Annotated in this window: 10 protein-coding genes; 5 read left to right on the top strand and 5 right to left on the bottom strand. The window is 35.5% G+C overall.

Annotation, left to right across the window (positions count from 1 at the left end):
• The 3 genes from AC6CHH_RS07395 to AC6CHH_RS07385 all read left to right on the top strand — a co-directional run bounded on the left by AC6CHH_RS07395 (position 1) and on the right by AC6CHH_RS07385 (position 2,298).
• Positions 1-789: a Rossmann-fold NAD(P)-binding domain-containing protein gene (locus AC6CHH_RS07395; RefSeq protein ID WP_498281345.1), complete on the top strand. Its 789-nt coding sequence runs from the start codon at positions 1-3 to the stop codon at positions 787-789.
• A 31-nt stretch (positions 790-820) separates the two neighbouring features.
• Positions 821-1,969 carry a cystathionine gamma-synthase gene (locus AC6CHH_RS07390; RefSeq protein ID WP_498281659.1) on the top strand — a complete coding sequence of 383 codons (1,149 nt, stop codon included), beginning with the start codon at positions 821-823 and terminating at the stop codon, positions 1,967-1,969.
• A 74-nt stretch (positions 1,970-2,043) separates the two neighbouring features.
• Positions 2,044-2,298 (top strand): hypothetical protein, encoded by a 255-nt coding sequence (locus tag AC6CHH_RS07385; RefSeq protein ID WP_498281343.1) that lies wholly within the window; start codon positions 2,044-2,046, stop codon positions 2,296-2,298.
• 163 nt (positions 2,299-2,461) lie between these two features.
• On the opposite strand, the gene AC6CHH_RS07380 is transcribed toward AC6CHH_RS07385, so the two are convergent.
• Genes AC6CHH_RS07380 through AC6CHH_RS07370 form a run of 3 tightly spaced genes read right to left on the bottom strand, consistent with a single transcriptional unit; the run spans position 2,462 to position 5,250 of the window.
• Positions 2,462-2,890 carry a hypothetical protein gene (locus AC6CHH_RS07380; RefSeq protein WP_498281341.1) on the bottom strand — a complete coding sequence of 143 codons (429 nt, stop codon included), beginning with the start codon at positions 2,888-2,890 and terminating at the stop codon, positions 2,462-2,464.
• A gap of 31 nt (positions 2,891-2,921) precedes the next feature.
• Positions 2,922-4,586, bottom strand: a complete 1,665-nt coding sequence (locus AC6CHH_RS07375; RefSeq protein ID WP_498281339.1) for a M28 family metallopeptidase — start codon at positions 4,584-4,586, stop codon at positions 2,922-2,924.
• Between the two features lie 34 nt (positions 4,587-4,620).
• Complete coding sequence (locus tag AC6CHH_RS07370; protein WP_498281337.1) at positions 4,621-5,250, bottom strand: SprT-like domain-containing protein; 630 nt, start codon at positions 5,248-5,250, stop codon at positions 4,621-4,623.
• A 92-nt stretch (positions 5,251-5,342) separates the two neighbouring features.
• On the opposite strand from AC6CHH_RS07370, the gene recN reads away from it, so the two are divergent.
• Positions 5,343-7,001: a DNA repair protein RecN gene (gene recN / locus AC6CHH_RS07365; protein WP_498281335.1), complete on the top strand. Its 1,659-nt coding sequence runs from the start codon at positions 5,343-5,345 to the stop codon at positions 6,999-7,001.
• Between the two features lie 63 nt (positions 7,002-7,064).
• Here the strand turns inward: recN and AC6CHH_RS07360 are convergent, their stop codons facing one another.
• Together AC6CHH_RS07360 and AC6CHH_RS07355 are read right to left on the bottom strand one after the other, a co-directional pair.
• Complete coding sequence (locus AC6CHH_RS07360; protein WP_498281333.1) at positions 7,065-7,475, bottom strand: hypothetical protein; 411 nt, start codon at positions 7,473-7,475, stop codon at positions 7,065-7,067.
• 192 nt (positions 7,476-7,667) lie between these two features.
• A complete protein-coding gene (locus AC6CHH_RS07355) occupies positions 7,668-10,232 on the bottom strand; it encodes an ATP-dependent Clp protease ATP-binding subunit (RefSeq protein WP_498281331.1) in 2,565 nt (854 codons plus the stop codon).
• 168 nt (positions 10,233-10,400) lie between these two features.
• On the opposite strand from AC6CHH_RS07355, the gene ettA reads away from it, so the two are divergent.
• Entirely contained in the window at positions 10,401-12,083 is a 1,683-nt protein-coding gene (gene ettA / locus AC6CHH_RS07350; RefSeq protein ID WP_498281329.1) for an energy-dependent translational throttle protein EttA, read from the top strand.
• Positions 12,084-12,303: the final 220 nt, after the last annotated feature.

Here is a 12,303-nt window from a genome sequence, read left to right as displayed (position 1 = left end):
ATGAAAAACTTGCTGATTTTAGGCTGTGGTTGGCTAGCAGAAGAGTTAGCTCATGATCTTAAAAAAAAAGGTTGGCAGGTGTGGGTGACCACCACAAGTTTGCAAAAATACCACCGGTTAATAGGCGATGGTATTTTTGCGAATTTACACGATTTCGATACTGATTTACCACTTGATTTACCTATTGAGGTACACTTTGACGTAATCCTAAATTCTATTCCAGCAAGCAAAAGAAACAGTGAAAATGAGATTGAATGGCGATTTGACCGTCTTTTTAATTTACTAAGCTCAATCTCTTATAAACAGCATATATTTTTAAGTTCAGTAGGGGTATACCCAGACAAAGATGGGGTTTTCGATGAAACGTTTGCTGAGGAGGAACTGATGTCAAGGAGATTGCGAATTGCTGAAATTAAGATGTCCTCGTTACCTTTTACTTCCGTCTTCCGACTTGGAGGTTTGTTTGGTAAAAATAGAATCTTTGCTAAATATTTTCAAGAAAAAACTGTTAGCGTTGGAAATCAAATTTCTAATTTTGTACATCTTGATGATGTTATAGCTATATTGAAAAAATTTATTGATCTGTTAGGCCCCCCCGGCTATTATAATATAGTTTGTCCAGAGCATCCCTCGAAAAAGGAAGCCATAGAGGCTAGTGCTCAAAAGTATTTTTTTAATTATCCTTTAGGGTATGAACCGCAAAATGATTTTCAAAAAATCGTCATTTCTCATAAAATCACAGAACTGTTGAATTACACTTTTAAATACCGTTCTCCGATAGAATTTTAATAACTTAGCATTGAATAAATTAAAAAACAACATGGATTATAAGTTTGCAACAAAAGCGATTCATGCAGGACAACAATCTGATCCTACAACTGGCGCTGTAATGACTCCGATATACCAAACTTCAACGTACCAACAAAAGGCTCCTGGAGATCACAAAGGTTATGAATATTCCAGAGGTACCAATCCAACTCGGCAGGCATTGGAAGATTGTATTGCCTCTCTAGAAAACGGTAAATATGGCCTAGCTTTCGCAAGCGGAATGGCTGCTACTGATTGTGTGCTGAGGCTTTTACAACCGGGTGATGAGGTTGTGACTGGTGATGATCTTTATGGTGGATCATATCGTATCTTCACCAAGGTGTATGAACCTCTTGGTATTACTTTTAGATTTGTTGATACCTCCGATGCAAATTCTGTTCGTGCAGCAATTACTGATAAAACTAAGTTGATTTGGATAGAAACGCCAACTAATCCGACACTTAAATTAGCAGATATTGAGGAAATAGGTAAGATTGCTAAAGAATTTAAAATTCTTTATGCTGTGGATAATACATTTGCCTCCCCATATTTGCAAAATCCGATTGATTTAGGTGCTGACATAGTTATGCATTCAGTTACCAAATATATATCGGGTCATTCTGATCTTGTGATGGGTGCTTTGGTCTTAAACAATGATGAGCTGTATAAAAAACTTTGGTTTTATTACAATGCTTGTGGAGGAACTCCCGGACCTCAAGATTCATTCTTGGCGCTCAGAGGAATAAAGACCTTGCATTTAAGGATGAAAGCGCATTGCGAAAATGGTCGTTTAGTTGCGAACTACTTAAAGAATCATCCCAAAGTTGAGAAAATATATTGGCCAGGATTTGAGGATCATCCAGGTCACCAGGTTGCTAAAAAACAAATGAAAGATTTTGGTGGGATGGTGTCTATCGTCCTTAAAAACGCTGATTTGAACGAAACTTTTCGAATAGCATCTGGATTTAAAGTATTTACTTTGGCTGAATCACTAGGTGGTGTTGAATCTTTAATTAATCACCCTGCAACCATGACTCATGGATCTATTCCGAAAGAGATCAGAGAAAAAGTAGGGGTAGTAGATAATCTTTTACGCCTTTCAGTAGGTATTGAAGACGGTGAGGATTTGATTGCTGACCTAGGACAGGCCTTGTCAAAGTAATTAATTTTAATTATTATTTTATTAAGCACAGAGACTTTTGTACATTTGTACAGCTTTTTAAGAGATTATCAAATATGGAAAATACAACAGTAGAAAGACCAGCAAAACATACGGATAATAATGCTAACCGCACAGAATATTACATTTCTTTAGTTATTGCAATCGCTATTGGCTTGGTAGGTGTATTTATACGCTTCCTTCCAGATGTAGTGTCTGCCTTAAATCAACAAACTTCGCTTTTTTCATGGATTGCGAATATTGCACTTTTGGTTGCGTCATTCTTAGCGTTTAAGGTCGTTTTTAAAATTCTAGGCTTTAGTAAAAAATAGTCTTTTAGAAAATACAAAAATATTATATAAAGTCTACTCTGTTTTGATTAGACTTTTTTTGTTGAATTAGAATTTATAAACCTTTATAATAAATCAGCGAGGAAATAAAAAGGAGTCGTATCTAATTAGTAAATTGATACGACTCCTTTTCTTTATTATTATATTATTGTAATAGAGACCAAGTTGACCATGGAATTCTTGATAGAATGAAAACTAGTCCAAGGATATAGAAAATCAATACGGTTTGATTTGCTTTTTTAGAATCGGTAATTTTTTTCGCTTTTGAATAGCCTATTGTAATCAATACAATCGCAATAATCATCATCAGAGGATGTTCAAGAAAATAAAGTCTTGATCCACTAATTTTCATATTCTCTCCCGAGAAACTACTTAGTCCTAATGGGGATATAAAATAAATGATAAAGCCGATCACCAATTGTAAATGCGCACTGATTAATCCTATGAGTGCTATTTTTCTGTTGTAGGCTTTGTTTCCCGCATAATTTGCTAACGTAATTATGATAGCGATAACTAAGGCTATTAATAATACTATAGCCAGTGTAGAGTGTAAATGTTTCATTCCTGTAAGCATGGTTTCTTATTTTTTATTCAATACAAATATACTATTTTGAAAGTCGTTTGTCGCCTAATTCTTTAAACTCTGATTTTGTCTTAAAATTAGGGAAAGATTTTTCCATACTCAAGGTATAACCTATATCAAAAAACAATCTAATATCCGCAAGGATGCCATCGAAATTCCAATTTTCATCTAATTCATCTGTAACTGAATGGTACCTTTCAGCTAATGCTGCTGTTCTGTTTGTAATTACGGATGTGTCTGGTTCAAGATAGTCCCCCGCACTTCCCATATACAATCCCGGAATTCCAACTTTTACGAAATTAAAATGATCAGAACGATAAAATCCACCTGCACTTGGACTTCCTTCAGGTTTTATCTCTCTGTTGAATTTTTGAGCTGATCGAATCGCATAGTCTTCCAGTTCAGTTTGCCCAGTCCCTACGACCCTAAAACCGTTCATTGCGCCAACTGGATTAAATGAATCCATATTTAAATTAGCAACGGTGGTTTTTAAGGGATAAATTGGGTGTTCCGCATAATATTGTGAACCTAATAATCCTTGTTCTTCAGCTGTAACGGCCAAGAACACAATGCTACGCTCAGGTTTAATTTTTGTGCCTTTAAATGCTTTTGCTAATTCAAACAATGCCGCTACACCAGTTGCATTGTCAATTGCGCCATTAAAAATTGAGTCACCCTCCACGGCCTCACCAATACCTAGATGATCCCAATGTGCTGTGTAAACGATTGTTTCATCTGGTCTTTTACTTCCCTTCAGAGTGGCAATTACATTGTTAGATTTAGATTCTCGAATACTGTTTTTTAGTTTAACTTTGGTCTTAACCTTCATAGGGATGCCTTTAAATCCAATTTTTTTTGCCTCTTCCATCACTTTTGGATCTAGACCTCCTAGTTTGAATAAATTCATTGCTGTCTGATTCGATATCCAACCTTGAAACTTTACTAAATCTTCCCCTTTATTATCTGGAATTAAAGAAAGTCTGGGACCAGACCAACTGTTTCTAACAACATTCCAACCATAACTAGCTGCTTGTGATTCGTGAATTAACAGGATTCCAGTGGCACCTTGTCGAGACGCTTCCTCAAATTTGTATGTCCAACGACCATAATAAGTCATTGTATCTGCCTTAAACAATGTTTTGTCGTACCTCCCTGGGTCGGAGATCATCACCACAACTGTTTTTCCTTTTACATCTAAATCTTGGTAATCATTCCAATTGAATTCTGGAGCTACAATTCCGAAACCTGCGAATACTAAATCTGTATCTGTTATATCAATATTGGAAAACATTTGAGGACTTGCAATGACATAATCTTCTAGATGATTTATTGTCAGTGATGTTTGATTTGAGACAAAGGTCATCCTGGGTTCCGCTGGTTTACTGTTGATTTCAACGAGAGGTACTTCTTGAAAATAAGAATTACCATTTCCAGGTTCTAGACCTAGATTTTTAAATTCTTCGCTGATGTAGTTTACTGTAAGGGTGTCTCCTTCAGTAAAAGGTTTTCTTCCCATAAATTCATCCGATGAAATCTTGCTAACATAATTTTTATAACTATCCGCTGAGATTTCTGATATCGCAACTGTATCTAGACTAGTTGGATCATAATTGGATTCAACAGATGTTGAATTACAGGCTACTAAGCTAAGGAGTAATACGGAGCTAAATAAAAAAAGCTTTTTCATGGATCTAATAATTATTTTTACTTATTTTCTAATTCTATGTAACTTGCGATGTAATTTCAAACGGGATTACTTCCGCTATTGGATGAAATAGGTAAATCTTTTTAGTGGAAACTTCCAAACATTTATATCTTTTCCTTAGTTTTTCTTGTTTTTGAAACACTCTTCCATTCTTCATTCTGAAATACTGGTTTATGCTTAGCGAATCGACGGTAACTTGTCCGTGTTTAACCGTGTCATATTTTTTGAGTGTTTTAAACAAATTTATATCTGTACAGCTTGATGCCGCTGGGTTACTCATATATTGTATTAGGGCAAGGTTAACATCGGTAGGAAAAAGGTTTAATTTTATAAAAATTTCCATTAGTTCTTGAAAAATAGCTTTCCATTCGATACCATGTGGTTTCACTTTGTTTTTATACTTCTGCCAAGTTTTTAGATGAGCAAATTCATGGACAGTCGTTATTAGAAAAGAATATTGGTTCAAGTCATTGTTAACGGTGATTTGATGAGGCTGATTTCGAAAAGGAGATCTGTAATCACCTAGTTTTGAAATCCTGGTTTTTGTAATTTTGAATCTACAGTTCGTGTCATTGATCCATTGCGAAACAATAGGTGCAGCGGAGATTGGAATATATTTACTTAATTGTTTACTGTAATCTACCATGGTTTTTTACAAACATATTAAAATTTAAATAAAATGCATTGTTTCCGTCTAGCATTAGAATTAAGTATATTTGACATACTATAAAACTTTTCATGTTAAGTAAATTACTAATTAAAAATTATGCATTAATTGATGCATTAGATATTAGCTTTGATCCAAAGCTCAATATTATTACAGGGGAGACTGGTGCTGGTAAATCCATTATAATGGGAGCCCTAGGATTGATTTTAGGAAATAGAGCTGAAAGTAAACATTTATTCGATGTAAAAACTAAATGCATTATCGAAGGACATTTTTATATCAAAAATTACCACCTTAAGGATGCCTTTGAACAATTGGATTTAGACTATGAGGAAACAACGATCATTCGAAGGGAAATTCACGCGGATGGAAAATCTCGCTCTTTTATAAATGATACTCCTGTCAACTTGCAAACACTAAAATATTTAGGTGAGAGATTAATAGATATACATTCCCAACATGCTACACTTCAAATCAATACGGAAGCCTTTCAGCTACTGGTTTTGGACAGTCTTGCTCAACATTTTAATTTGCTCGAGGATTATAAGAAGAAATTTAAGCAATATAATTTATCAATTTCGCAAAGAAATGCCTTGCAAGAAGAACTTACTAAATCTCAAGCAGAACAAGATTACCTTCAATTCATATTTAATGAATTGGATGAGGCTAATTTGATTTTAGGTGAACAACAAACTCTAGAAATTGAGCAAGCTCAACTTGAAAATGCTGAAGAGATTAAAAAATATTTTCATCTAGCATATACTGAGCTTCAAGATAACGAAATAAATGTATTAGAAGGTTTAAAATCAGTTATTATTTCTGTTCAAAATGGAGTGAGGTATTTACCAAGTATGGAACCATTGCTAGAGAGATTGCAAAGCTCATTTATAGAATTAAAGGACTTAGGTACTGAAATAGAACAAGCCTCTAACCAAATTGTTATGGATCCGCAAAGATTATCTATCGTAAATGATAGACTATCTATGTTGTATAATTTGCAGCAAAAGCATAGACTTGATTCAATTGATGCTTTATTGAGTTTTAAATCTGAAGTAGAGAATAAATTGCTCGCATCAGACGATCAAGAAATTCAAATTGATAAGCTTAATCGAATTATTGATTCTTTAAGGGTCGAGCTAGAAAAACTAGCTGATAAACTTTCTGAAAACAGACAAAAAGCTTCTAAAACTGTTGAAAGTGAAGTTCAAAAAGTACTCTCAAAGGTTGGTATGCCCTGGGCACAATTAAAAATCGAAATTAGAAAACAGCATCACTTTAAATCAAATGGTACCGATGATATTTCTTTCTTATTTGCAGCAAATAAGGGACAGGTTTTGCAAACGATTAGTAAAGTAGCGTCTGGAGGAGAACTTTCCAGGGTGATGCTTGCCATTAAATCTTTGGTCGCAAAATCTTCTGCTTTACCAACCATTATCTTCGATGAAATTGATACAGGAATATCGGGTGAAGTGGCTTTAAGAGTAGGAGAGCTAATGGACGAATTATCGAACGACATGCAGGTGATTAGCATAACGCATTTACCTCAAATTGCAGCTCAAGGAAAGAGCCATTTTAAAGTTTATAAAGAAGATAGGGGTATAAAAACAAAATCAAATATTTCAATACTTAATAAATCTGATAGGATTATTGAAATAGCAGAGATGTTGAGTGGATCCAATCCAGAAAATACCGCAATCGAGCATGCAAAGAAAATGTTAAAAAGAGATTAATTTTGCCCGCGAAAAATATATCTTATAGGATCAAAATAAATCTCTTTTTAAAGGCAGGAACTATTAATTGCCTATTTCTGCATACGAAAGCATTATTTTTGTAATCATATCTACAGGAGGTGCTATGGAGCTGCTTGGCCCAACATACTCTGCAAAGATGGTTACTTCACCGATTCCGTAGTTAGCAGAATAGTTGTAATCTCCTATTAATGCTGGGATATTCTCATAAAAATCGGGATTATCATCGAAAGATATTGCAACATCTATAAAACCGTCCTCAAACGTCTCTGCATCTAATTCCCCAATATTTATAGTTTTAGAATATACTGTTCCGCTTTTTGACCAATCATTTGATGCAATAGGATAAACATAGGTGGTACCAGGGGTATAGTTTGTGATATACTCTTTGGTACAAGAACTGAAACTAACGATAGAAGCCGTTCCAATTGCTAGAGCTAATAAAAGATTTTTCATAGGTGGTATAGTTATAGTGTAAATTAAATTATACATACTTGTTAGGTTAAGACAATAAAGTCTTATGAAAGTTTAATCCACGCAAATATATTGCCATAAAAAAAAGCAGCCGATTTTTTTCAGCTGCCTTTTATGTTTTAAATATGCCTTAGGTAAGACCCTGTATTTCCATTTCAGGATAAGGCATGTGTGTTAATCTTTCTTTTTGCTTCCTTTCATATCAGATGCTAATGGAGAGTCATCGTCTTTTGAATCTTCTTTTTTAGAGTTGACTACTATTTCCTTCTTTTGTTCATCAAAATCAACGAGGATTGTGTTTCCGGTTTTCATTTTTCCTTTTAAAATCTCCTCCGCGATTGGGTCTTCCAAATGTTTTTGGATCGCCCTTTTTAAAGGTCTTGCTCCGAAGTTACTGTCGTATCCCTTTTCGGCAATGTAATTTTTTGCACTCTCCGTCAAATTGATCGGGTAACCTAACCCTTCAATTCTTGTAAATAATGATCTCAATTCAATATCAATGATTTTGAAGATATGTTCTTTACTCAATGTATTGAATACAATGACGTCATCAACTCGGTTTAAAAATTCTGGTGCAAACGCGCGTTTTAAAGCAGTTTCAATTACACCTCTTGAATGTGAATCCATTTGATTTTCCTTGGCAGCAGTAGTGAAACCAACACCTTGCCCGAATTCTTTTAATTGACGAGCACCAATGTTTGAGGTCATGATGATGATCGTATTTCTAAAATCGACTTTTCTTCCTAATGAATCAGTTAGTTGACCTTCATCTAAAACCTGAAGTAATAAATTAAATACATCTGGATGCGCTTTTTCGATCTCGTCTAATAAGACCACAGAGTATGGTTTTCTACGAACTTTTTCAGTTAATTGGCCACCTTCTTCATAGCCCACATATCCTGGAGGCGCTCCTACCAAGCGTGATACAGCGAATTTCTCCATGTATTCACTCATATCTATTTGAATCAAAGCATCTTCTGAATCAAACATGAAACGAGCTAATTCTTTCGCAAGTTCAGTTTTTCCGACTCCTGTTGGACCAAGGAAAATAAATGAACCAATCGGTTTTTTGGGATCTTTTAATCCAGCACGGGTACGTTGAATTGCTTTAACTAATTTATGTACTGCATCGTCTTGTCCGATAATGCGACCTTTCATCAGCTCTCCCATATTTAAGAGCTTCTGACTGTCTGATTGGCTTACACGTTGAACAGGAATCCCGGTCATCATTGAAACAACCTCAGCTACATTATCTTCAGATACAGTATAACGTTTGGTTTTGGTTTCTGCTTCCCAAGCTGTCTTTTCCTTTTCCAAATCTTCAATCAACTTTTTCTCAGTATCGCGAAGTTTAGCTGCCTCTTCATATTTCTGACTGCGTACGACTTTATTCTTCTCAATTTTTACCTCTTCGATCTTTTCCTCTATATCCAATATGCTTTTAGGTACATGGATGTTATTTAAATGAACTCGTGATCCAGATTCATCTAAAGCGTCAATTGCTTTGTCGGGTAAGAATCTATCCGTAATATACCGGGTTGTTAAAGAAACACATGCCTCTATAGCCTCCGGCGTATAGGTGACATTGTGATGTTCTTCATACTTGTCCTTAATCTGATTTAATATTTCAATAGTGTCATCATAGCCCGTTGGTTCAACGGTTACTTTTTGAAACCTACGATCTAACGCGCCATCTTTTTCAATATACTGTCGATATTCGTCTAAAGTAGTCGCGCCAATACATTGGATTTCTCCCCTAGCTAAAGCGGGTTTAAACATATTGGAGGCATCCAATGATCCTGAGGCTCCACCGGCACCTACTATGGTATGAATTTCGTCGATAAATAAAATCACATCAGGGGATTTTTCAAGTTCGTTCATAACAGCCTTCATTCTTTCCTCAAATTGACCACGATATTTTGTGCCGGCTACCAAAGAGGCCAGATCCAAAGTTACCACACGCTTATTAAATAGAACGCGCGAAACTTTTCTTTGAATGATTCGTAAAGCCAATCCTTCCGCAATTGCGGACTTACCAACGCCAGGTTCACCAATAAGAATAGGATTATTTTTCTTTCTACGCGAAAGAATTTGGGAGACCCTTTCTATTTCTTTTTCGCGACCGACAATTGGATCTAGTTTGCCTTCTTCAGCAGCTTTTGTTAAATCACGACCAAAATTGTCTAATACTGGTGTTTTTGACTTTATATCTGATACTTTTTTCGGTGTAGTGAATTGCGATTCTTCATCGCCATACTCATCTTCGCCCCCGGATGGAGAATTTGATGCTTCATCTGTGATTCCTGAAGTGTCCTGTTCAACCTCAGCTTTGAATAAATTGTATGTAACATTATATTGTTGTAAAATCTGTGATGCGATAGTATCCTCATCACGAAGTATTGCTAACAATAGATGTTCTGTCCCTATAATATCACTCTTAAAGATTTTTGCTTCTAAATAAGTGATTTTTAATACCTTCTCTGCTTGTTTAGTGAGTGGCATATTGCTAATTGGAGAACGTGAAACGGCAAAACCTTTCACAGTATTCTCAATTGATAAGCGTACAGCACTCAAGTCAACACCGATATTTTTTAATATCTTTATTGCTACACCATCTCCTTCTCTTATAAGTCCAAGTAACAGATGCTCTGTTCCTATATAATCATGACGCAGACGCAAGGCTTCTTCTCGACTGTAGGAGATGACATCTTTAACTCGTGGTGAAAATTTTGCTTCCATTAAATTCCTTTCTCAATTAATATGGGTGTTGTATTTTATAAATGTAAGAAAAATACAAATCACAGCCATTTGTTATAGATATTTTTTATCAACAATTAAGCCATAGACCTAAAACTATCAATTTGTCAGTATTTACATTATATTTGTGGAAAAAGCTAAATCACACTTATGTCAGACGAGAAAATTATCTTTTCTATGGCTGGGGTAAATAAAATTTATCCCCCATCAAAACAAGTCCTCAAAAATATATACCTCTCTTTTTTCTACGGAGCAAAAATTGGAGTTATTGGTTTAAACGGTTCCGGAAAATCATCTTTGTTAAAAATTATCGCCGGTCTAGATAAATCTTATCAAGGTGAGGTTGTGTTTTCTCCAGGGTACTCCGTTGGGTATTTGGCCCAAGAACCCATATTAGATACGACAAAAACTGTTAAAGAGGTTGTAGAAGAAGGCGTAGCAGAGACAATCGCAATATTGAAAGAATACGAAGAAATTAATGAAAAATTTGGTCTTCCCGAAGTCTATGAAAATGCAGATGAAATGGATAAACTTCTCAACAGACAAGGGGAGCTTCAAGATATTATCGATGCAACAAACGCCTGGGAGTTAGATTCTAAACTAGAACGAGCTATGGATGCATTACGTTGTCCTGAGCCAAATGAGTTGATTGCCAATTTGTCAGGAGGTGAGCGTAGAAGAGTGGCAATGTGTCGCTTGTTGTTACAAGAACCTGATGTTTTATTACTTGATGAACCCACCAATCATTTGGATGCAGAGTCTATAGATTGGTTAGAACAACATCTACAACAATATAAAGGAACTGTAATTGCAGTTACCCACGATAGATATTTTCTTGATAATGTGGCTGGTTGGATTCTTGAGCTTGATCGAGGAGAAGGCATCCCATGGAAAGGAAATTATTCTTCATGGTTGGATCAGAAGGCTAAACGGTTAGCGCAAGAAGAAAAGCAGGAAACTAAAAGGCAAAAGACATTAGAACGAGAGCTGGAATGGGTCCAAATGGCACCTAAAGCTAGACATGCAAAATCTAAAGCACGTTTACATAATTATGAGAAATTAGCCTCTGAGGAAACTAAGGAGCGGGAAGACAAATTGGAACTTTTTATTCCTCCTGGACCTCGTTTGGGAAATGTTGTTATAAATGCAGATAATGTTTCAAAAGCATATGGTGATCGTATTTTATTTGAAAACTTGAGCTTTTCATTACCTCCTGCCGGCATTGTTGGTATTATCGGTCCGAATGGAGCAGGAAAAACTACATTGTTCCGTCTAATTACTGGTCAAGAACGGCCCGATTCTGGAACTTTTAAGGTAGGAGAAACCGTTGTATTGGGTTATGTGGATCAAATGCATGATGACCTTGATCCTTCAAAATCTGTTTGGGAGAATATAACTGAGGGCAATGAAAATATTCTATTGGGGAATAAACAGATAAATTCAAGAGCGTATGTTTCTAAATTCAATTTTAATGGTGCAGATCAACAGAAAAAAATTTCTGTACTCTCAGGAGGTGAAAGGAATCGCGTTCATTTAGCAATCAACTTGAAGAAAGGGTCTAATGTGTTGTTATTGGATGAACCAACTAATGATATTGACGTAAATACATTAAGAGCATTAGAAGAAGGACTTGAGAATTTTGGTGGATGTGCTGTCATTATTTCCCATGATCGATGGTTCTTAAACCGAATATGTACACATATTTTAGCATTTGAGGGCGATTCTCAGGTGTATTTTTTTGAAGGGAATTATTCGGAATATGAAGAGAACAAAAAGAAGCGTTTAGGCGATGTTGGTCCTAAACGGATTAAATATAAGAAATTAATTAAGTAAGAAAGTATTGAATGAATCTATGAAATCCTGTTCTGGGTGTCTGAATTTTCTATCCAAGAAGGCAAGTTAAAATTTTCCAATGCTAAGGAAGAGGGCTCTCTTAAATATGTTATATATAAGGATGCTGACTTCAGCGCTTGATGAGATCCGTTGTTTTTGTTGTATTTTTTTTTGGAGTGTTAAAATTTATTCGTCAATGTTCCAGGCAGTTGTCGTTTGC

The sequence above is a fragment of the Sphingobacterium sp. GQ94 genome, assembly GCF_059758715.1.
This window is presented reverse-complemented; position numbering and strand designations above follow the sequence as displayed.